The 21,164-nt window shown below is 72.4% G+C and carries 20 protein-coding genes and 1 riboswitch; of the genes, 7 read left to right on the forward strand and 13 right to left on the reverse strand.

Annotation, left to right across the window (positions count from 1 at the left end; genetic code table 11):
- The coding region (locus tag ACFWR9_RS03240) for a glycoside hydrolase family 18 protein (protein ID WP_383834696.1) at positions 1–1,259 on the forward strand (1,259 nt) is incomplete at its 5' end.
- Positions 1,260–1,314: 55 nt separating this feature from the next.
- On the opposite strand, the gene ACFWR9_RS03245 is transcribed toward ACFWR9_RS03240, so the two are convergent.
- The 3 genes from ACFWR9_RS03245 to ACFWR9_RS03255 form a co-directional block, all read right to left on the reverse strand.
- Positions 1,315–1,974 (reverse strand): TetR/AcrR family transcriptional regulator, encoded by a 660-nt coding sequence (locus ACFWR9_RS03245; protein ID WP_383834699.1) that lies wholly within the window; start codon positions 1,972–1,974, stop codon positions 1,315–1,317.
- An 82-nt stretch (positions 1,975–2,056) separates the two neighbouring features.
- Positions 2,057–2,197 carry an SCO1431 family membrane protein gene (locus tag ACFWR9_RS03250; protein WP_383834702.1) on the reverse strand — a complete coding sequence of 47 codons (141 nt, stop codon included), beginning with the start codon at positions 2,195–2,197 and terminating at the stop codon, positions 2,057–2,059.
- Positions 2,198–2,335: 138 nt separating this feature from the next.
- Positions 2,336–3,727: a peptidase C39 family protein gene (locus ACFWR9_RS03255; protein WP_383834705.1), complete on the reverse strand. Its 1,392-nt coding sequence runs from the start codon at positions 3,725–3,727 to the stop codon at positions 2,336–2,338.
- 187 nt (positions 3,728–3,914) lie between these two features.
- Here ACFWR9_RS03255 and ACFWR9_RS03260 point away from each other — a divergent pair, with 187 nt between their 5' ends.
- Both ACFWR9_RS03260 and ACFWR9_RS03265 read left to right on the forward strand, forming a co-directional pair.
- On the forward strand, positions 3,915–4,568 hold the full coding sequence (locus ACFWR9_RS03260; RefSeq protein ID WP_383834708.1) for a uridine kinase: 654 nt from the start codon (positions 3,915–3,917) through the stop codon (positions 4,566–4,568).
- A 430-nt stretch (positions 4,569–4,998) separates the two neighbouring features.
- Entirely contained in the window at positions 4,999–6,852 is a 1,854-nt protein-coding gene (locus ACFWR9_RS03265) for an AAA family ATPase (protein WP_383835039.1), read from the forward strand.
- Here the strand turns inward: ACFWR9_RS03265 and ACFWR9_RS03270 are convergent.
- The 9 genes from ACFWR9_RS03270 to ACFWR9_RS03310 form a co-directional block, all read right to left on the reverse strand.
- On the reverse strand, positions 6,770–7,885 hold the full coding sequence (locus ACFWR9_RS03270) for a hemolysin family protein (protein WP_383834711.1): 1,116 nt from the start codon (positions 7,883–7,885) through the stop codon (positions 6,770–6,772). The two genes, ACFWR9_RS03265 and ACFWR9_RS03270, sit on opposite strands and share 83 nt — an antisense overlap.
- Complete coding sequence (locus ACFWR9_RS03275) at positions 7,882–9,213, reverse strand: hemolysin family protein (protein WP_383834714.1); 1,332 nt, start codon at positions 9,211–9,213, stop codon at positions 7,882–7,884. Before ACFWR9_RS03275 ends, ACFWR9_RS03270 begins: the two co-directional genes overlap by 4 nt.
- A gap of 205 nt (positions 9,214–9,418) precedes the next feature.
- A complete protein-coding gene (locus ACFWR9_RS03280) occupies positions 9,419–9,886 on the reverse strand; it encodes a PH domain-containing protein (RefSeq protein WP_383834717.1) in 468 nt (155 codons plus the stop codon).
- A gap of 19 nt (positions 9,887–9,905) precedes the next feature.
- Complete coding sequence (gene hisG / locus ACFWR9_RS03285; protein ID WP_383834720.1) at positions 9,906–10,763, reverse strand: ATP phosphoribosyltransferase; 858 nt, start codon at positions 10,761–10,763, stop codon at positions 9,906–9,908.
- Positions 10,764–10,810: 47 nt separating this feature from the next.
- The gene (locus tag ACFWR9_RS03290; RefSeq protein WP_383834724.1) at positions 10,811–11,083 is read right to left on the reverse strand and encodes a phosphoribosyl-ATP diphosphatase; all 273 of its coding nucleotides are present in this window, start codon (positions 11,081–11,083) and stop codon (positions 10,811–10,813) included.
- A gap of 34 nt (positions 11,084–11,117) precedes the next feature.
- Positions 11,118–11,603 carry a 6,7-dimethyl-8-ribityllumazine synthase gene (gene ribH / locus ACFWR9_RS03295; protein WP_383834726.1) on the reverse strand — a complete coding sequence of 162 codons (486 nt, stop codon included), beginning with the start codon at positions 11,601–11,603 and terminating at the stop codon, positions 11,118–11,120.
- 24 nt (positions 11,604–11,627) lie between these two features.
- Positions 11,628–12,971, reverse strand: a complete 1,344-nt coding sequence (locus tag ACFWR9_RS03300; protein WP_383834729.1) for a bifunctional 3,4-dihydroxy-2-butanone-4-phosphate synthase/GTP cyclohydrolase II — start codon at positions 12,969–12,971, stop codon at positions 11,628–11,630.
- A complete protein-coding gene (locus ACFWR9_RS03305; RefSeq protein WP_383834732.1) occupies positions 12,968–13,612 on the reverse strand; it encodes a nicotinamide riboside transporter PnuC in 645 nt (214 codons plus the stop codon). Before ACFWR9_RS03305 ends, ACFWR9_RS03300 begins: the two co-directional genes overlap by 4 nt.
- A complete protein-coding gene (locus tag ACFWR9_RS03310) occupies positions 13,609–14,211 on the reverse strand; it encodes a riboflavin synthase (protein ID WP_383834735.1) in 603 nt (200 codons plus the stop codon). The genes ACFWR9_RS03305 and ACFWR9_RS03310 overlap by 4 nt, the downstream gene beginning before the upstream one ends.
- Before the next feature lie 149 nt (positions 14,212–14,360).
- Positions 14,361–14,491: riboswitch (FMN riboswitch) on the reverse strand.
- Positions 14,492–14,706: 215 nt separating this feature from the next.
- Between ACFWR9_RS03310 and ACFWR9_RS03315 the strand changes: the two genes are divergently transcribed.
- The 3 genes from ACFWR9_RS03315 (at position 14,707) to ACFWR9_RS03325 (ending at position 18,412) form a co-directional block, all read left to right on the forward strand.
- Positions 14,707–17,058 (forward strand): chitinase C-terminal domain-containing protein, encoded by a 2,352-nt coding sequence (locus ACFWR9_RS03315; protein WP_383834737.1) that lies wholly within the window; start codon positions 14,707–14,709, stop codon positions 17,056–17,058.
- A 158-nt stretch (positions 17,059–17,216) separates the two neighbouring features.
- The gene (locus tag ACFWR9_RS03320) at positions 17,217–17,981 is read left to right on the forward strand and encodes an SDR family oxidoreductase (protein ID WP_383834740.1); all 765 of its coding nucleotides are present in this window, start codon (positions 17,217–17,219) and stop codon (positions 17,979–17,981) included.
- A complete protein-coding gene (locus ACFWR9_RS03325) occupies positions 17,978–18,412 on the forward strand; it encodes a hypothetical protein (RefSeq protein ID WP_383834743.1) in 435 nt (144 codons plus the stop codon). The genes ACFWR9_RS03320 and ACFWR9_RS03325 overlap by 4 nt, the downstream gene beginning before the upstream one ends.
- A gap of 225 nt (positions 18,413–18,637) precedes the next feature.
- On the opposite strand, the gene ACFWR9_RS03330 is transcribed toward ACFWR9_RS03325, so the two are convergent.
- Positions 18,638–19,825 (reverse strand): ROK family transcriptional regulator, encoded by a 1,188-nt coding sequence (locus ACFWR9_RS03330; protein WP_383834746.1) that lies wholly within the window; start codon positions 19,823–19,825, stop codon positions 18,638–18,640.
- Between the two features lie 126 nt (positions 19,826–19,951).
- On the opposite strand from ACFWR9_RS03330, the gene ACFWR9_RS03335 reads away from it, so the two are divergent.
- The gene (locus ACFWR9_RS03335; protein WP_383834749.1) at positions 19,952–21,163 is read left to right on the forward strand and encodes an MFS transporter; all 1,212 of its coding nucleotides are present in this window, start codon (positions 19,952–19,954) and stop codon (positions 21,161–21,163) included.
- Position 21,164: the final 1 nt, after the last annotated feature.

Below are 21,164 nucleotides of genomic sequence, written 5' to 3' on the forward strand. Positions count from 1 at the left end.
CACACCCGAGCCCCTCCCGCCCCCGCCCCCGCCCCCGCCCCCGGGGGCCCCTCTTCTCCGCCCTGTGTTCCGTCGCCCTCGGCGCGGGACTGCTGGCCGGCGCCGGTTCGGCCACGGCCACGCCCCCTCCGCAGGCGCCCCCCACACAGGCGGCGGCCGGTTCCAAGGTCGTCGGCTACTTCACCGAGTGGGGCACCTACGACCGGAAGTACCACGTCAAGAACGTCGAGACCTCCGGTTCCGCCGCCGAACTGACCCACATCAACTACGCGTTCGGCAACGTCACCGGCGGCAAGTGCGCGATGGGCGACGCCTACGCGGCGACCGACCGGGCGTACACCGCGGCCGAGTCCGTGGACGGGACCGCCGACACCTGGGACCAGCCGCTGCGCGGCAATTTCAACCAGCTGCTCAAGCTGAAGAAGAAGCACCCCGACCTCAAGATCCTGTGGTCCTTCGGCGGCTGGACCTGGTCCGGCGGGTTCACCGAGGCCGCCAAGGACCCGGCCGCGTTCGCCCAGTCCTGCTACGACCTGGTCGAGAACTCCAAGTGGGCCGATGTCTTCGACGGCATCGACATCGACTGGGAGTACCCGGGCGCCTGCGGCCTGAGCTGCGACGAGAGCGGCCGGGACGCGTTCCCGAAGCTGATGGGAGCGCTGCGTGCCGAGTTCGGCCAGGACTACCTGGTGACCGCGGCGATCACGGCCGACGCGACGGCCGGCGGCAAGATCGACGCGGCCGACTACGCGGGCGCCGCCCGGTACGTCGACTGGTACAACCCGATGACGTACGACTTCTTCGGCGCCTGGGACGGCACCGGGCCGACCGCACCGCACTCGCCGCTGACCTCGTACTCCGGCATCCCCAAGGCGGACTACCACTCCTCGGCGACCATCGCGAAGCTCAAGGGCCTCGGCGTCCCGGCCTCGAAACTGCTGCTCGGCATCGGCTTCTACGGCCGCGGCTGGACCGGCGTCACCCAGTCGGAGCCCGGTGGCACCGCGACCGGCCCGGCGAAGGGCACGTACGAGAACGGCATCGAGGACTACAAGGTGCTGAAGACCAGTTGCCCGGCGACCGGCACGGTGGCCGGCACCGCCTACGCCAAGTGCGGCGGCGACTGGTGGAGTTACGACACCCCGCAGACCATCGCGACCAAGATGTCGTACAAGAACGAGCAGGGTCTGGGCGGGACCTTCTTCTGGGAGCTGAGCGGCGACACCGCGAACGGTGAGCTGATCAAGGCGATCGACTGAACCATCCGGCGCACGGGGGCGGGGGCGGAGGCCGGCTCGGGCCTCCGCCCCTTCGTCACGCGTCGCGGCGGGCGGGCTCCGGGGCCGGGTAGGCGGGGTCCAGCTCCTCGATGGCGCGCAGGGTGCCGCCGAGCGACTTGACCAGCAGTTCGCGCATGGTCTCGCGGGGCAGTTCGGGCCGGCCGATCCAGTCGAGGGTGGCGCCCTCGACGCTGCACACCCAGGCGAGCAGGCCCATACGGGCCAGCGGCCCGATGTCGGAGCGGCCGTAGGCCCCCTCCGCGATGGTGGCGACGATGGCCTCGCGCACCCCGTCCCGGATGGCGTGCACCTCGGTGTCGAAGCCGACCCCGCCGCTGACGATGGTGCGGTAGGCGGCCTGGTTGTGCTCGGCGTAGCGCAGGTAGCCGTCGATGGTGCGCTGGACGCGGTCCACCTGCGGCAGTTCGGTGCCCCGGGCGGCGGTGGTGACCAGGTCGGTGACGGAGTCCTGGATGATCGCCAGGTAGTAGCCCCGCTTGGACTGGAAGTAGTAGTAGATCAGCCCCTTGGCGACATGCGCCTGGCGGGCGATGTCGTCCATCGAGAGCGCGTCGTAGGACGTGTCCGCGAACAACCTCCGCCCGATGGCGATGAGTTCGGCGCGACGTGCCAGCGAGCGCTCGGTGCCGCGCGCCCGGGGACGGGCGTCGGCACGCTGTTGACTGATATTCAATTTCGACCCTGGTCTCCTACGGGCGGCGGGACATCCGCAGTATGGCAGGTCGGGTCGTGGGGCAGGTCACATGCCGGTCACGTCACAGCAGCCCCAGCCGAACCACGAGCATCGCGACCACCACGACGAGGGTCCAGCCCATGACGTGTTCGAGGATCTTCGGACCGTCGTCCTTGGGGCCGCCGGTACGGACACGGGTGGCGGTGGCGGTGTGTGCGGTCATGGCTTCTCGCTGATCTCGGGCGTTCGGTGGACTCCCCCGGCTCCCCAGGTGCTCCCCGCCCCGGTAGCCCTGTCCACCTTGCCACCGACGGCGGCTTTTGCGCCGGAGACCTTGGTCACAGTCGGCCCGTGAGCGGCGTCAGCGCACGCCCACCGCCGCGAGCGCCCTGCGCTGGCGCGCGCTCGGATGGGCCGGGAAGTACAGGTAGCAGACGCCGCCCGTGCCGGAGACGACCTTGCCGTCGGCGTTGTACCGCTTGGTCCGCAGCCAGATGTTCTCCCACTCCCGCCGCTTGTAGACGCGTCGCACGGCCTCGTTGTCGTCCGAGGCGGGGTCGTTGGCGATCACGTCCCCGTCGGCCGTGAAGCCGATCACGGTCATCAGGTGGCCCGCGGTGCCGTATCCGGCCCCGGTCAGCTCCTTCTCCAGGAACGACTGGGACGTGATGGCCGGGATGCCCGCCGCGATCAGCTCCTCCAGGTCGGCGAGGGAGCCGAGGCGGGTGACCACGCCCTGGAGGCCCTTGAAGGTGGCCGCGTAGGCGGCGTTGAACGGCCAGTTGCCGCAGCCGGAGTACTGGTGGTCGTACGTGTACCGGGCCGCGTGGCAGACCTGCGGGTCGACGTAGGAGGGGTCGACCCAGGAGAGCTGGTCCTCGGTGAGCCTGCCGCCCCAGTACTCGATGATCATCTGCGAGGAGGTGGGGCTGCACCATGCCTCGCCGCCGTTGTCGTACTCGGGGTACTGGCCCTTGTGGATCTCCTGCGAGTAGCGCGGGACGCGCAGTTCCCGGGCGAGGCCGGGCGCGGAGGCCGGGACGGTGAAGCGGTCGGGGACGTCGGAGCCCATCGCGCCGAGCCGCCAGACGGTGGGCGCGTTCCGCGTGCCGGGGCGCCGGTACAGCGTGAGCCGGAGCCGGTAGGAGGCCAGGCGGAGGCCCGAGGCGGCGTCGTCGACCGAGAAGGTGTCGGTCCAGACGCTGCTTTTGCCGTCGCCCTGGTCGTCGACCGAGGTACGGCGGATGTCCTGGTCACCGTCGCCTGCCGCCCAGCGGCCCAGCACGTACCAGGGGGTGGCCGTGCCGTCGGAATAGGTGCCCCGCAGCTCGACCTGGATCCAGGTGCCGCTCGGGGTGTGCGCGTTCCAGGAGGCGATGGCCTCCGTCGAGGGCACGGCGAGCCGGTGGACGGGCGAGGTCCAGGTGGCGTACTCCCAGGCGGCGGTGGTGCCGGTGTGCGGGTCGGTGTAGTCGGCGGTGCCGGCCGGGGTGCCGATCGTCACGCCGGGCCGGGAACCCGCCGCGACACGGGCTCCCCTGGCGGTGCCGCGCCGCCAGTCGCTGCACGTCGTCCAGGCGCGGTAGTCGACGCGGCGGGCGGGGGCGCGGCCGGTGTCCCCGCCGCCACCGCCGGTGCCCGCGCCGGGCGCGGCGGCCTCGGCGGTGGCCGGGATCGCGCCGCCGGCCACGGCGGCCGCGGCGACTGCCGCGGCCAGGACGGCTCTGCGGGACGGCTGTTCGGCTCTGCTCATGGGCGGAAGACCCCCAGGTGTCCGAGTCGGGCGGGTCCGTTGCACGGTCGTGCGCCCACTATGACCGCAGGCGCCCGCTCCTGCCAGCACTTCCGCGCACGCCACGCCATGAACATTGGTGTCGACCTGTGGCACGAACGCCGAGGTGGGGACGGGTCGGGGGCGCGGCTAGAGTGCGGGGCGAACCGTGTCCGTCCCCTCGTGCCGCACAGGATCCGTCATCCACGACCTCGCCGCCCTGCTCCGCCGGCTTCCGCCCTCCTGCGGGCCCGTGCGTCTGATCGGCGTCGACGGACACGCCGGGTCCGGGAAGTCCACGTTCGCCGGGCGGCTGGCGGCCGGGCTGGGCGGCGTACCGGTGCTGCGCCTGGACGACATCGCCAGTCACGACGAACTGTTCGACTGGACCGAACGGCTGCTCGGCCAGGTGATCGAGCCGCTGCGGCACGGCGACACCGCGCACTACACCCCCTACGACTGGCGGTCCCGGCGCTTCGGGGCGGCGCGTCCGCTGCCGCCCGCGCCGGTGGTGCTGGTCGAGGGGGTCGGCGCGGGCCGCCGGGCGGTGCGCCCGCACCTGGCGCTGCTGTTCTGGATGGACCTGCCCGCCGAGGAGGCGTGGGCCCGCGGCCGGGCGCGCGACGGAGCGGAACAGCGGGAGTTCTGGGACGGATGGGTCCCGGCGGAGCGCCGCCACCTCGCGGACGACCCCTCGCGCCCCTTCGCGCATCTTCTGGTACGGCAGAGGGAGGAGGGGTACGAGGTGCTGCCGGGGCCGGCGGGGACCGCTTCCGGACCCCACTTTTTCACGCAGGGTGACGGACCGTCGGCAATGTGCTGAACTCGTGAAGATCGCTCCCCCGGCAACCCGCGCAGGCGTCCCAACTCCGCTTGACCCAGGGGCCGTACAGGTCTTACGTTCTGAATGTGCGGTAGTTCGAAGCCGCCGACAGACGCGAAGCCCCCGGTTGTTCCCCCGTGATCGGGGGCTTCGTTCTGCCCTGAGCCCGTTTTCCGGGTGCTCCGTGGCGCTGACGCTCACCCTCGGTCACCGTCCGGGCGGCTGATCCGGCCACTCCCACCTCGCGGAACGACGGCTCCCCGCACTCTTCGGAGGACAGAGCGCCGCGGGTACGATGCCCTCGGTGCGACCTTCGGGCGGTTGCCGCGCGCACCTGCAACTCCGGTCCTCGGTGCAGCCGTTGACCGAGGCGGCCGGCGGGCTACGGCTCGGCGGCATACCGACGGGGGCACGGTACGTGGGGGACGGGATGGACTTCGGCACGCGGGGCCCGGCCCCGGCCGACCTCGCCTGGCTGCGCGGCGTGGACGCCTACACCATGGGGGCCTACCCGCAGGCGGAGGAGGAGTTCCGGACCGCGGTACGCATCGACCCCACCATGGCCGACGGCTGGCTGGGACTGCACGCCCTGCGCGTCGACACCACGAACGCCCTGCTGCGGATGTTCCGCAACCGGGAGCGCTTCGGCGAGCAGCGCGCCCGCCACCGCCGGACGCTCAACTCCTGGTACTGGCTGGGCTGGTGGGTGCAGCCCGTGCTGGAGAACCCCCGTGACCTGCTGCTCGCGCACGCCTCCCACTGGCTGGACGGCCGCCACGTCCCGGAACTGGACCGGGCGCTGGCCGGGCTGCCGCCGGTCGGCACCGACCCCCAGGTCCGCTTCCTGCACGCCTGCCGCGCCTACCTCGTCAAGGACTGGGAGCAGCTCGTCCGGCACACCGACCCCCTGCTCGGCGACCCCCTGCTGGGCATCGAGGCCGGCCTCTTCAGCGGCATGGCGCGGGTCCGCCTGGAGATGTTCGGACAGGCCGAGCCGCTGCTGTCGGCCGCCCTGATGCGGTGCCGCAGCGAGCAGCCCCAGCGCAAGGAGCTGCGCTACTGGCTGGCGCGGGCCCACGAGGGCACGGGCCGCAGCGCCGCCGCGCTCCCCCTGTACCGGGCCGTGCACCGCGTCGACCCGGCGTTCATGGACACCTCGGCCCGGCTGGCGGCGATCGACGAGAGCGACGGCTACGACGACGCCACCGACCTCGCGGGCCTCCCCGGAGCCGGCCCGGTCGTGGACGGCCTGGACGGTCTTGACCCGCTCTTCGGCACCGAGGAGCGCGACCTCAAGGTCTCCGCTCCCGGGTCCCCGCCGGCGGCGCCGCTGACCGCGCTGAGCGGACCGCCGGTGCGCGAGAAGGCCGACGGGGCCGACCCGGCCCTGCCCACCGGTCCCACCGACCCCGCGCTGCTGGAGGGGGCGCTGGCCGAGCTGGAGCGCATGGTGGGTCTCGAGCCGGTGAAGCGTCAGGTCAAGGCGCTGTCGGCACAGCTGAACATGGCGCGGCTGCGGGCCGGCCAGGGGCTGCCGGTGCAACCGCCCAAACGCCACTTCGTCTTCTCCGGCCCCTCCGGCACCGGCAAGACCACCGTGGCCCGCATCCTGGGCCGCGTCTTCTACGCCCTCGGCCTGCTCGGCGGCGATCACCTGGTGGAGGCGCAGCGGGCCGACCTGGTCGGCGAGTACCTCGGCCAGACGGCGGTGAAGGCCAACGAGCTGATCGACTCCGCGCTCGGCGGCGTCCTCTTCGTGGACGAGGCGTACTCCCTGTCCAACTCCGGCTACGGCAAGGGCGACGCGTACGGCGACGAGGCGCTCCAGGTGCTGCTGAAGCGCGCCGAGGACAACCGCGACCACCTGGTGGTGATCCTGGCCGGCTACCCGGAGGGCATGGACCGGCTGCTCGCCGCCAACCCGGGGCTGTCCTCCCGCTTCACCTCCCGGGTCGACTTCCCCTCGTACCGGCCGCTGGAGCTGACCTCGATCGGCGAGGTGCTCGCGGCCGAGAACGGGGACGGGTGGGACGAGGAGGCGCTGGACGAGCTGCGGTCGATCGCCGGGCACGTGGTGGACCAGGGGTGGATCGACGAGCTGGGCAACGGGCGGTTCCTGCGGACGCTGTACGAGAAGAGCTGTGCCTACCGGGATCTGCGGTTGTCGGTGTATCCCGGCGAGCTGACCCGGGACGACCTGGCTACGTTGCGGCTGCCGGACTTGATGCAGGCGTATGGGGAGGTGCTGTCGGGGCGGGGGCCGCAGGATCCGCCTGCCGGGTGAGGTGCGGGGCCGCCACCCGGTGGGCCGGGTCCCTGACCTCCCCGACCAGCAGCTCCAGCACGTCCTCCAGCGCGACCAGGCCCAGCACCCTTCCGGAGGCGTCCGTCACCTGGGCCAGGTGGGTGGCCGCGCGGCGCATCACCGTGAGGGCGTCGTCGAGGGGCAGTTCGGGGCGCAGCGTGGTCATCGGGCGCCAGAGGTGCTGGGGCACGGCCCGCTCGGACTCCTCCAGGTCGAGGACGTCCTTGACGTGCAGGTACCCCATGAAGGCGCCCTGTTCGGCGGCGACCGGGAAGCGCGAGTACCCGGTGCGGGCGGTGAGCGCGACGATCCGGGCCGGGGTGACCGAGGGGCTGACCGTCACCAGGGACTCCCGCTTGAGGAGTACGTCGGTGACCGGGCGGGAGCCCAGTTCCAGGGCGTCCTCCAGGCGTTCCTGCTCCTCCGGGTCGAGCAGCCCGGCCTGGCCGGCGTCCTCCACCAGGCGGTTGAGCTGCTCGCTGGTGAAGACGGCCTCGACCTCGTCCTTGGGCTCGACGCGGAACAGCCGCAGGACGACCCGTGCGCAGGCGCCGAGCGCGACGGTGACCGGCCCGCAGAGGCGGGCGAAGGCGACCAGGCCGGGGCTGAGCCACAGCGCGGCCTTCTCGGGGGCGGCCATCGCGAGGTTCTTCGGGACCATCTCGCCGATGACGAGGTGGCAGAAGACCACGGCGGCCAGCGCGATGACGTAGCCGAGCGGGTGGATCATGCCGTGCGGCAGGTGGATCCACTCGAAGGCGGGCTCCAGCAGATGCGCGACGGTCGGTTCGGCGACGGCGCCGAGCGTCAGTGAGCAGACGGTGATGCCGAACTGGGCGGCCGCCATCATCCGCGGCAGCCGCTCCAGCCCGTACAGCACCTGGCGGGCGCGGGCGGTGCCGAGCGGTTCGATCTGGCTGCGGCGCACCGAGACCAGCGCGAACTCGGCGCCGACGAAGAATCCGTTGGCGAGCACGAGCAGCGCGGCGAAGAGGAGTTGCAGGACGATCATCGGGCGGCCTCCAGCACGGAGACCGGCGCCGTGCGCACCAGTCGTATCCGTTCGGCGCGGTAGTGGCCGACCTGGCGGACGGAGAGCCGCCAGCCGGGGAGTTCCGCGCGGTCGCCGACGGCCGGGATACGGCCGAGCAGGTCGGCGACGAGCCCGGCCACGGTCTCGTAGGGTCCGTCGGGCGCTTCGAGGCCGACGCGGCGCAGGGCGTCGACGCGGCAGCTGCCGTCGACGTCCCAGGCGGGGTGCCCTTCCTCGGGCGGGGCCGGGGCCAGTTCGGGCGCGTCCAGGCCGTCGTGCTCGTCGCGGACCTCGCCGACGATCTCCTCGACGATGTCCTCCAGAGTGACGACGCCGGCCGTGCCGCCGTACTCGTCGACCACGACCGCGATGGGCTGCTCGCTGCGCAGGCGAGCGAGGAGCGGCCGGACGGGCAGTGTCTCGGGGACGAGCAGCGCCGGGCGGGCGATCCGGCCGGTCAGGACGCGCAGCCGGTCGTGGACGGGGACGGCGAGGGCGTCCTTGAGGTGCACCATGCCGACGATCTCGTCGATCCTCTCCCGGTAGACGGGGAAGCGGGACAGGCCGGTGGCGCGGGTCAGGTTGACGACGTCCTGGGCGGTGGCCGAGGAGTGCAGGGCGCTGACCTTCACCCGGGGGGTCATGACGTGCTGGGCGGTCAGGTCGCCCAGCGAGAGGGTCCGTACGAAGAGGTCGGCGGTGCCCTGTTCCAGCGCGCCGGCCCGGGCGGAGTGCCGGGCCAGGGACACCAGTTCGCCGGGGGTGCGGGCGGAGGCCAGCTCTTCGGCGGGCTCGATGCCGAGGGCGCGGACCAGCCGGTTGGCCACGGAGTTCAGGGCCGCGATCACCGGGTGGAAGAGCCGGGCGAAGGCGTGCTGCGGGCCGGCGACGAAGCGCGCGACCTGGAGGGGCCTGGAGACCGCCCAGTTCTTGGGCACCAGCTCGCCGATCACCATCTGCACCGCCGAGGCCAGCAGCATGCCGACGACGACCGACACGCCGGGCACGGCGCCGTCGGGGACGCCGATCGCCGTGAACGGGCCGTCCAGGAGCTGGGCGAGCGCCGGTTCGGCGAGCATGCCGACGACCAGGGAGGTGATGGTGATGCCGAGCTGGGTGCCGGAGAGCTGGAAGGACAGCTCCTTGAGGGATTCGACGACCCGGTGGGCCCGCCGGTCACCGTCGGCGGCGGCCTGTTCGGCCTCCGGCCGTTCGACGGTGACCAGACCGAACTCGGCGGCGACGAAGAAGCCGTTGGCGAGGATCAGCAGGAACGCGGCTGCCAGGAGCAGCAGGGGGGTGGTCATGATGCCGCCGCCTGTGGGGTGTCACAGCAGGGGGCGGCGCAGGTACTGCAGGACGGTCCGTCCATCGCCGGAGGGAGTCACTCCTCGGGTAGCAGGAACCCCCGCGCACCGGGCGGAGCGGCAGGGGCGCAGACGCGGTGGCCGCGTCTGTCGTTCCCAGATTAATCAGGAAAAGGGCGCCCGCGGCAGGGTCGGCGCCGCGGTGTCAGTCACGCGTCGGCTCGGGGTGGGCGCCGGACCGGGCCTCCACGAGGGCGCGCAGGGCGCGGGCGTCGGCGATGGCGCGCTGCCTGGCGATGCCCGGCTGGATGCCGAGCACGGGCAGGCTGGTGCCGTCGCTCAGGTCGAGGAAGACCCAGGGGTCGCCGTGGCGGAGGTTGACCCGGAGGATCTCGGGCCAGGCCAGGCGCCGCCTGGTGGTCAGGTTGACGACCGTGACGCCCGTGGTGTCGGCGTCGACCCGGGGCCGGGCCAGCAGGAGCAGTCCGCCGGCCAGGAGGAGGGCCGTCAGCACGAAGCTGAGGCGCTCCCCCGTACCGAGGCCGTCGAGCACCGTCCCGACCGCCGTGATGGTCGCGAAGGTGGCGACGGCGAGGACGATCAGGACGGCGCGGGTGCGGCCCGGCCGGAAGGTGACGGGCAGGCCGGGCAGGTCCGGCGTGGTGTCGGGCATGGCGTCGCTCCGGGCGGGCTCAGAGACGGCAGGCGTGGATGGCCGTGGTCAGGATGGCCCGGGCGCCGATCTCGTACAGGTCATCCATGATCCGCTGGGCCTCCTTGGCGGGGACCATCGCGCGGACGGCGACCCAGCCCTCGTTGTGCAGCGGGGAGACGGTGGGGGATTCGAGGCCGGGGGTGAGCGCGACGGCCTTCTCCAGCTGCTCCACCCGGCAGTCGTAGTCCATCATCACGTACGTCCGGGCCACCAGGACGCCCTGGAGGCGGCGCAGGAACTGCTGGACCTTGGGCTCGGTGGTCTCGTCGGGCTCGGCGCCCGAACGGCGGATCACGACGGCCTCGGACTTCATGATGGGCTCGCCGAAGACCTCCAGGCCCGCGTTGCGCAGGGAGGTGCCGGTCTCGACGACGTCGGCGATGACCTCGGCGACGCCGAGTTCGATGGCGGTCTCGACGGCGCCGTCGAGGTGGACCACGGAGGCGTCGATGCCCCGGTCGGCCAGGTGGGCGGCGACGATGCCCTCGTAGGAGGTGGCGACGGTGCGGCCCTTGAGGTCCTCGATGCCGTTGGCCGTGCCCGGCTTTCCGGCGAAGCGGAAGGTGGAGCGGGCGAAGCCGAGCGGCAGGATCTCCTCGGCGTCGGCGCCGGAGTCGATCAGCAGGTCGCGGCCGGTGACGCCGATGTCGAGCATGCCGGAGGAGACGTAGATCGCGATGTCGCGGGGCCGGAGGTAGAAGAACTCGACCTCGTTCGTCGGGTCGACGATCCGCAGTTCCTTGGACTCGCGGCGCTGCTGGTAGCCGGCCTCATGCAGCATCTCCCCCGCGGGGCCTGACAGGGAACCCTTGTTGGGGACGGCGATGCGCAGCATGAGGTCGGCTTCCTTTGCGTGAAGTGGGGGTGAGGGTGAGCTGGGCTTTACAGGTGGGCGTAGACGTCGTCCAGGGAGATGCCGCGGGCGACCATCATCACCTGGACGTGGTACAGCAGCTGCGAGATCTCCTCGGCCGCCGCGTCCTTGCCCTCGTACTCGGCGGCCATCCAGACCTCGGCGGCCTCTTCGACGACCTTCTTGCCGATGGCATGGACCCCCTTGTCCACCAGCTCGGCGGTGCGGGAGGTGGCGGGGTCGCCGTGTGCGGCCTTGTGCTGGAGCTCGGTGAAGAGCTCCTCGAACGTCTTATTGGACATGGTGGCGCCCACTTTACGCGTAGTGCCGGCGGGGCTAGCGCCACGGTTCGGATACTGAGCGGAGCGTGGCCGCCGTGGCGACGGCCGCGGTCACCGCCTCGTGCCCCTTGTCCTCGCTGGAGCCCGCGAGGCCGGCCCGGTCCAGGGCCTGCTCCTCGGTGTCGCAGGTGAGGACGCCGAAGCCGATGGGGACGCCGGTCTCCACGGAGACCTGGACCAGGCCCTGGGTGACGCCCTGGCACACGTAGTCGAAGTGGGGGGTGCCGCCGCGGATGACGACGCCGAGGGCGACGACCGCGTCGTAGCCGCGGCCCGCGAGGACCTTGGCGACCACCGGGAGTTCGAAGCTGCCGGGGACCCTGAGCAGGGTCGGCTCGTCGATGCCGAGGTCGTGCAGGGCGCGCAGGGCGCCGTCCACCAGTCCGTCCATCACCTGGTCGTGCCACTGTGCCGCGACGACGGCGACCCGCAGGTCGCCCACGTTGCGTACGGACAGTTCCGGTGCACCCTTGCCGCTCACGTCGCTCCTCGCGTTGCTGCTTGCTTACTGGTTGCCGCAGGTGGACACGGAGGTCGTGTCCAGCCAGGGCAGGTCGTGTCCCATCCGGTCCCGCTTGGTGCGCAGGTAGCGGAGGTTGTGCTCGCCGGCCTGGACGGGCATCGGCTCGCGGCCGGTGACGTCGATGCCGTGCCGGACGAGGGCGTCGCTCTTGTCCGGGTTGTTGGTCATCAGGCGGACGGAGCGTACGCCGAGGTCCTTGAGGATCTGGGCGCCGGCACCGTAGTCGCGGGCGTCGGCGGGCAGGCCGAGTTCCAGGTTGGCGTCGAGGGTGTCCCGGCCGCGCTCCTGGAGTTCGTAGGCGCGCAGCTTGGACATCAGGCCGATGCCGCGTCCCTCGTGGCCGCGCAGGTAGACGACCACACCCCTGCCCTCGGCCTGGATGCGGTCCAGGGAGGCGTCGAGCTGGGGGCCGCAGTCGCAGCGCTGGGAGCCGAAGACGTCGCCGGTCAGGCACTCGGAGTGGATGCGGACCACGACGCCGGTGCCGTCGCCGATCTCGCCGTGCACGAGGGCGACGTGCTCGACGCCGTCGACGGTGGAGCGGTAGCCGTACGCCGTGAACTCGCCGTGCCGGGTGGGGAGGTGGACCTCGGCCTCGCGGCGGACGGTGGGTTCCTCGCTGCGGCGGTAGGCGATGAGGTCCTCGATGGAGATGATCGTCAGGCCGTGCTTGCGGGCGAACGGGATCAGCTCGGGCAGCCGCAGCATGCGCCCGTCCTCGCCGGCGATCTCGACGATGGCGCCGGCCGGGCGCAGTCCCGCGAGGCGGGCCAGGTCGACGGCGGCCTCGGTGTGGCCGTCGCGGACGAGGACGCCGCCGGAGCGGGCGCGCAGCGGGAAGATGTGGCCGGGGCGGACCAGGTCGGTGGGTTCGGCGGTGCCGCTCGCGAGGAGCTGGAGGGTGGCGGCGCGGTCCGAGGCGGAGATGCCGGTGCTCACGCCGTGGGCGGCGGTGGCGTCGACGGAGACGGTGAAGGCGGTCTTCATCGACTCGGTGTTGTCGTCGACCATCTGCGGGAGCCGGAGCCGGTCCAGTTCGTCGCCCTCCATGGGGGCGCAGATCAGGCCGCGGCACTCGCTCATCATGAAGGCGACGATCTCCTCGGTCGCCTTCTCGGCGGCGATGACGAGGTCGCCCTCGTTCTCGCGGCTCTCGTCGTCGACGACGACGACCGGGCGTCCTGCGGCGATGTCGGCGACGGCCTGTTCGATGGGGTCGAGGGAGAGGTCGTCGATGCCGTCGGGGCTGTAGAGGATGGGTGGGACAAGAGGTGTGGCGCGAAGCGCCTCGTTCAGGGCGGCGGTGGGAGACGGGCGGGCGCTCATGCGGGCGCTCCTTCCGGGATGGGCCGCGTCGCGTTGCGGGAGCGCAGCCACCAGTCGCGCAGGCCCCACAGGACGAGCGCGCCGTAGAGGACGTAGACGAAGCCGGAGAAGGCGAAGCCGTTGGCGAAGTTCAGCGGGACGCCGACCAGGTCGACCAGCAGCCAGGCGAACCAGAACTCGACCATGCCGCGCGCCTGGGCGTACATCGCGACTACGGTGCCGACGAATATGTAGGCGTCCGGCCAGGGGTCCCAGGACAGGGTCGGGAAGGCGGTGAACAGGCCGCCCACCGCGAGGGTGCCGGCGGCGGCCGCGGCGGCCAGGACACCGCGCTCGCGCCAGGTGGCGAACCGGACGGCGATGGACCCGTCCTGCGTCTGCTGCCGGCCCCGGTTCCACTGCCAGAAGCCCCAGGCGGCGACCGCCATGACGACGATCTGCTTGCCGGCGCTGCCGGAGAGGTGGGCGGTGGCGAAGGCGGTGAAGAGGACGAGCCCGGAGACGAACTGCACGGGCCAGGTCCAGATGGAGCGGCGCCAGCCGAGCGCGAGGCCGAGCAGACCGATCACGTTGCCGATCATGTCGGACCACTTGATGTGCTGGTCGAAGAGCGTGAACGCCTCGGAGTTGAGCCAGTTCACCTGGTGCCCCCCTGGACGCCCAGCAGCCGCTCGACGTACTTGGCGATGACGTCCACTTCGAGGTTGACCAGGTCGCCGGGCTGCTTGAGGCCCAGCGTGGTCAGGGCGAGGGTGGTGGGGATGAGGCTGACGGTGAAGAAGTCGGGTCCGGCGTCGACGACGGTGAGGCTGATGCCGTCGACGGTGATGGAGCCCTTCTCCACGACGTAGCGGGCGAGGTCCGCGGGCAGGGAGATCCGGACGAGTTCCCAGTGCTCGGAGGGCTTGCGCTCCAGGATCTCGCCGGTGCCGTCGACGTGACCCTGCACGATGTGGCCGCCGAGGCGGGCGCCGACGGCGGTGGGGCGTTCCAGGTTGACGCGGGAGCCGGTGGTGAGGACGCCCAGGCTGGAGCGGTTCAGGGTCTCGGCCATCACGTCGGCGGTGAACTCGTCGCCCTCCTGGTCGACGACCGTGAGGCAGACGCCGTTGACGGCGATGGAATCTCCGTGCCGGGCCCCCTCGGTGACCACGGGGCCGCGCAGACGGAAGCGACAGGCGTCGTCGAGGGTCTCGACAGCGGTGATCTCGCCCAGCTCTTCGACGATTCCGGTGAACACTTCCCGGGTCCTCCTGCCTCTTCGGGCACGGACTCCGGGGCTGTCGAGATCGACAGAGACCGCGAGCGAGGACACCTGGGACGACGCCGGACGGGCCCACCCGTGACAGGCGAGCCCAGAGATCGGCGGCGCGCACGAATGCCCGCCCGCCGCGCACTGCCTCCCATCCGGACTTTAACCGTCGGTCCAGGAATTTCACCTGGTCAACCGGTCGCTGGAGGCGACCGGGTCGCGGACTGTAACCGCCGGTTCGGACTTTCACCGACCCCGGAGTGCGCTGCTTCTGGTACACGGTCAGTCTGCCACGCCTGATCGCCGTCCATGCGGACGGAGTGTGTGGGGTGGCTCACAGAGCGCTCCTCGACCGGAGCTCGAGCGTCCCGTGCCCCCTCAACTGACCTGGCCACGCAGGGCTTTTCAATTGGTCCATACCTATTGACGCTCTGGTCTAGTCCTCTCTACTGTCTGCGCAACTTCCGTGGAGAGGAACCGACAGTGCCTTCCCCCTCACGTTCCAGAGCCCGCCGCCGCGCGAGACCCGCGCTCCTCGCCGCGGCCGCCGCCATCACCGGACTCTTCCTCGCCGGACTCCCGGCGACCGCCTCGCAAGCCGCCGACCAGGAGACCTGTCGCCCGGACGGGCTCTACGAGACCCCCGGTGCCGACGTCCCGTACTGCTCGGTCTACGACTCCGCCGGCCGGGAGAAGATGGGCGCGGACCACCCGCGCCGGGTGATCGGCTACTTCACGAGCTGGCGCACCGGCAAGGACGGCAAGCCGGCGTACCTGGCCTCGGACATCCCGTGGGACAAGATCACCCACATCAACTACGCCTTCGCGCACGTCGACGGCGGCAACCGGCTCTCCGTCGGCGCGGACGGCGACAAGAACCCCGCGACCGGTATGACCTGGCCCGGGGTCGAGGGCGCCGAGATGGACCCGGGCCTGCCCTACAAGGGCCACTTCAACCTGCTCAACAAGTTCAAGAAGCAGCACCCCGACGTCAAGACGATGATCTCGGTGGGCGGCTGGGCCGAGACGGGCGGCTACTTCGCGGACGACGGCACGCGCGTGGACTCGGGCGGCTTCTACTCGATGGCGACCAACGCGGACGGCTCGGTCAACCAGGCCGGCATCGACACCTTCGCGGACTCGGCCGTGGACTTCGTACGGAAGTACGGCTTCAACGGCGTCGACATCGACTACGAGTACCCGACGACGATGAAGGACGCGGGCAACCCGCTGGACTGGTCCTTCGCGGGCGGCCGCCGGGCCGGACTGGTCAAGGGCTACGCGGCCCTGATGAAGACGCTGCGCGAGAGGCTCGACCGCGCGGGCGCCGCGGACGGCCGGCACTACCTCCTCTCCGTCGCCGCTCCATCGTCCGGGTATGTGCTGCGCGGCATGGAGACCTTCCAGGTCCAGAAGTACCTGGACTACGTCAACATCATGTCGTACGACCTGCACGGCGCCTGGAACGAGTACGTCGGCCCCAACGCCTCGCTCTTCGACGACGGCAGGGACGCGGAACTCGCCGCCGCGGGCGTCTACACGACCTCCCAGTACGGCGGCATCGGCTACCTCAACACCGACTGGGCCTACCACTACTTCCGCGGCTCGATGCCCGCGGGCCGCATCAACATCGGGCTGCCGTACTACACGCGCGGCTTCAAGAACGTCACCGGCGGCACCGACGGGCTCTGGGGCCGGGCCCCCTCCACGGACTGCCCGGCCGGCTCCGGCCTGACCAAGTGCGGTGACGGCGCGGTCGGCATCGACAACCTGTGGCACGACCTGGACACCGACGGCGAGGAGTCGCCCGCGGGTTCCAACCCCATGTGGCACGCCAAGAACCTGGAGAAGGGCATCGTCGGCGACTACGTCACCGACTACGGTTTCCCCGCCGACACCCGGCTGACCGGGACGTACGCCCGCAAGTACGACGCCACGCTGGTCGCGCCCTGGCTGTGGAACGCCGAGAAGAAGGTCTTCCTGTCCACGGAGGACGAGCAGTCGGTGCGGGCCAAGGCGGACTACGTGGCCGACCGCGGCATCGGCGGCGCGATGATCTGGGAGCTGGCCGGCGACTACGCCTGGGACGCGGCCGAGGGGCAGTACGTGCCGGGCTCGACGCTGACCGACACGATGTACGACACCTTCAAGGCGGCCGGACCGTACGGCGCCCAGCGTGCCACCACCGAGATGCCGTCCGAGGCGCTGGACGTCGACGTGGAGTTCGGCCAGTTCCCGCTGGGCGACTCCAACTACCCGATCAGCCCCAAGCTGAAGATCACCAACAACACGGACACCGCGCTGCCCGGCGGTACGGAGTTCCGGTTCGACTACGGCACGTCCGCGCCCGGCAACGCCAAGGACCAGTCCGGCTGGGGCACTTCGGTGATCCGCAGCGACCACACCGGCGCCAACGTGGGCGGACTCGAGGGCGACTACCACCGGATCTCGCTGAAGCTGCCGGCCTGGCAGTCGCTGGCGCCGGGGGCCTCCACGACGGTGGACCTCGTGTACTACCTGCCGGTGTCGACGCCGTCGAACTGGACGGTGACCTTCGGCGGGAAGTCGTACGCCCTGACGGGTGACCTCGCCCGGGGCACGACCGAGGTCGACCCCGGCACGCCGACCCCGACCCCGACGCCCACGCCCACGGGCTCCGGGTCACCCGACCCGACGGACTGCGCCGCCCCGGCCTGGGACACGGCCACGGCGTACGGCGGTGGCACCACGGTGTCCCACCAGGGGCACACGTGGAAGTCCAAGTGGTGGACGAAGGGCGAGGAGCCCGGCACCACCGGTGAATGGGGCGTCTGGCAGGACCTCGGGGCCTGCTGACCCCCGGCCAGAACCGGCCCGGCGGCGGTGACGACGGCCCTTGCCCGCCGCCGGGCCACCCAATCGGCGACCTGCGGAGCGGGACCGGCTGACACACTGGACGTGACGACAGGGCGCTCCACCCCGGAGCCCCGCGCGTCCGACAGGGGCTGAGCAGCATGACCGACATCCTGGTGACCGGCGGCACCGGCACCCTCGGCCGGCTCGTCACCGAACGGCTGCGCACGGACGGGCACGAGGTGCGGGTGCTGAGCCGGCACAGCCGGCCGTACGCGGTCGATCTGCGCGAGAACGGTGGCGGACTGGACGCGGCGCTCGGCGGTGTGGAGACGGTCGTGCATTGCGCGACCTCACCGCGCGGTGGTGACGAACGGGCGGCCTCCAACCTCGTCGCGGCGGCACGGCGGGCCGGGGTGACCCACCTGGTCTACATCTCGATCGTCGGCGTCGACCAGGTGCCCCTCGGCTACTACCGGTCCAAGCTCGCCGTCGAGCGGCTGGTCGAGGAGTCGGGGCTCGGCTGGACCGTGCTGCGGGCGACCCAGTTCCACGACCTGGTGGTGCAGGTGCTCCAGGCGCTGGCCAAGGCACCGGTCGTGCCGCTGCCGGCCGGGATCCGCGACCAGCCGGTCGAGGTGGCGGAGGTGGCCGACCGGCTCGCCGCACTGGCCGTCGGCGCGCCCGCCGGGCGGGTGGCCGACATGGGCGGCCCCGAGGTGCGGACGTTCGAGTCGCTGGCCCGCGCGTATCTGCGCGCGACGGGACGCCGGCGGGCCGTGGTGAAGGTGCCGCTGGCGGGGAAGACTTACCGGGCGTTCCGCGCGGGCGGGCACCTGGCGCCCGGGCGGGCGGTCGGCACGGGCACGTTCGAGGAGTATCTGGCGGCACGGTTCGGCGGCGGGGAGGACGGGCGGCGCGGATGAGCGGACGCGCGGTGCTGCGGGCGGGTCTTGGGCTGCTCGCCGGTACGCAGGTGGTGCTGGGGCTGGGGGTCGTGCTGCTGCCCGAGCTGTTCTGGAAGTGGCCCTGGGTGTCGCACCTGCCGCCCTACAACGAGCATCTGCTCCAGGACTTCGGCGGCGCGAGCCTCGCGCTCGCCGTGGTGCTGTGCGCGGCGGTGGCGGCGATGGAACGGCGTCTGGTGCTGACGGCGCTGGTGGCCTACCTGGTGAACTCCGTCGCCCATCTCCTCTTCCACGCCCGGCATCTGGAGCCCCTGCCGGCGGCGAGCGCCGCGGGGTTCATGGCACTGCTGGGAGCGGCGGTCCTGCTGCCCGCGGCACTGCTGTGGCTGGCGGCGGAGGGGACGGCCTTCCGCGATCCGGACGCGGGGGTGCGACGGGCGACGCCCTGACCGCGCGTGGGCGGCTCGCGGACGCGGCGACCTGAACGGGCTGGCGCAGCGGCCGTGGGTGTGCGTCCGTGCGCGCCGGTGCGCGGGAGTGAGGCGTTGAGGGCTGCCGGACGCGCCGCGCGCGGAGACGGCTCCGGGACCCGCCGGGCCACCTGCCTGCCGCCGGGCGCCGTCACGGGGGCGTCGGGCCCGCGCGGCGAGCCCGGCCCGCGGACGCGCCGCCCGCTACCGCTCCGGTGGGGCGAACAGGTCGTCCTGAGCCCGGTCGCGGGCCGTGAGCAGGGCGCCGCGCAGGACGGCGCCGCCTCCCAGGGTGCTGGGGCGCACCTCGGTGGCGAGCGGTGACATTCGGGTGAGGCGGTGCTGGACGCGGGTGGCGAGGGCGTCGGCACCCGCGCTGCCGATCTCGCCGGCCAGCACCAGGCAGCCGGGGTCGAGGACGGAGACGACGGCGGCGGCGCCGAGGACGATCCGGTCGGCGAGCGTGTCCAAGAACCGTTCGGCGCCCGGGCCGGAGCCGCGTACCGCCTCCCGGACCAGCGCGGCGGCGTGCGGCCCGGGACCGGCCGGGGACGCGGTCAGGCCGTGCTCCGCGGCGAGGGCGGTCACCGCCGCCGCCCCGGCGACGGAGTGGAAGCCGCCGTCGCAGTCGGTGGCGGACGGCAGGCCCGAGGTACCCGGCACCGGCATGAAGCCGATCTCGCCCGCGCCGCCGGAGACGCCCCGGCGCAGCGTGCCGTCGAGGACGACGGCGGCGCCGATGCCGAGGCCGAGCCACAGGAGCACGAAGGTGTCCCGGTCCCGGGCCGCGCCGTCGCGCTGCTCGGCCAGGGCGGCGAGGTTGGTCTCGTTCTCGACGCCGACCCGCGCCTCGGGGAACTTCTCCTGGAGTGCGGCCGTCAGCCGGCGGTGCCACGCGGGCAGGCCGCTGGAGTCGCGGAGTTCACCGCTGGCCGGGTCGATCAGGCCGGGCGCCCCGATGCCGACGGTGTGCAGCCGGTCGGCGCCGGCCTCCTTCGCCGCGCGCTCCACCAGGCCCACCGCCTGCTCCACCGCGGGCCCGGTGCCCGAGTCGTCGTCGATCGGCGCGGACGCCTCGGCGAGCACCCGGCCGACCAGGTCGGAGACCAGCACGGCGACGCCCTCGGTACGGACGTCGAGGGCGGCGAGGTACGCGCGCTCGGCGACGATGCCGTACAGCTTGGCGTTCGGCCCGCGGCGCTGCTCGCCCGACTCCCCCGCCACCTCGATCAGCCCGGAGGCGGTGAGGCGTTCGACGAGGTCGGCCACGGTGGGCCGGGACAGGCCGGTCAGCTGCTTCAACTGCCCTGCCGTCAACGGGCCCTGCCGCTGGAGCAGATCAAGGGCGAGCCGGTCGTTGATGGCCCGGGCGGTGCTCGGGGATGCGGGCATGCCGGGATCCTTCCAGATCGGCGGCGCGGGGGCGCTCGCCGGTAATCCACTATCTATCAGGCAGGGTCCCTGATAATTTACGCCGCGGCTGGCGGCTCGCGCAGCGACGAGACGGAGGGGTGGACCATGAGCACAGTGGCCTACGGGCAACGCGAGGTGAGGCGGGCCCGGTACGCCGTGGCGGCCGTGTTCGCCGTGCACGGCGCCGTCACCGGCTCCTTCGCGACCCGCGTGCCGTGGATCCAGGACCATGCCGGGGTGAGCGCGGGCCAGTTGGGGCTGGCGCTGGCGTTCCCGGCGCTCGGCGCGTCCGTCGCCATGCCGTTGGCCGGCAGCGTCAGCCACCGCTTCGGCGCCCGCACCGCGCTGCGCGGTCTGCTGGCCCTGTGGACGCTGGCGCTGGTGCTGCCCTCCCTCGCCCCCAACCTGCTCACCCTCTGCCTCGCCCTGTTCGTCTACGGCGCCACGGCCGGCATGTCGGACGTGGCGATGAACGCGCTCGGCGTCGAGATAGAGAACCGGCTCGACAGGTCGATCATGTCCAGCCTGCACGGCATGTGGAGCGCGGGCGCGCTGATCGGATCGGCGGCCGGCACGCTCGCCGCCCACCTGGGCGCGGACGCCCGGCTGCACCACGTGCTGGCCGCCGCGGTGCTGACGGTGACGGGCCTGGTCGCCTGCACCTGGGTGCTGGACCTCCAGCCCGCCGAGGGCGAGGACCCGCCGCCGCGGTTCGCGCTGCCGCCCAGGTCGGCGCTGCTGATCGGCGCGGTCGGGTTCTGCGCGGTGTTCGCGGAGGGGGCGAGCCTGGACTGGTCGGCGGTCTATCTGCGGGACGAACTGGAGACCTCGGCCGGTCTGGCGGCGGCCTGCACGACCGGCTTCACGCTCACCATGGCGCTGGCCCGGCTGGCCGGCGACAAGGTGGTGGACCGGTTCGGCGCGGTGCGCGTGGTGCGGGTGAGCGGTGTACTGGCCACGCTCGGCGGTCTGCTCGTCGTCGTGGGGGGCCATCCGGCGGTGGCGATGACCGGCTTCGCGCTGATGGGCCTCGGCATCGCCGTGGTCGTCCCGCTGTGCTTCGCCGCGGCGGGCCGGGCCGGGTCCAACCCGAGCCTGGCCATCGCGGGCGTCGCCACCATCACGTACACCTCGGGTCTGGTCGCCCCGAGCGCGATCGGCGGGCTGGCCCAGGCGACCAGCCTGGTGGTGTCGTTCGGTCTGGTGACCGTGCTGGCCTGCTGTCTCGTGGTGTTCGCGAAGGTGCTGCGCGTCGGGGACCGGGACCGCCCGAAGATCAGTCCGTCGGACGTGGGCGTGCCCGACCGGCAGTCCTGAG

This window comes from Streptomyces sp. NPDC058534 (assembly GCF_042717365.1).
Classification (GTDB): domain Bacteria; phylum Actinomycetota; class Actinomycetes; order Streptomycetales; family Streptomycetaceae; genus Streptomyces.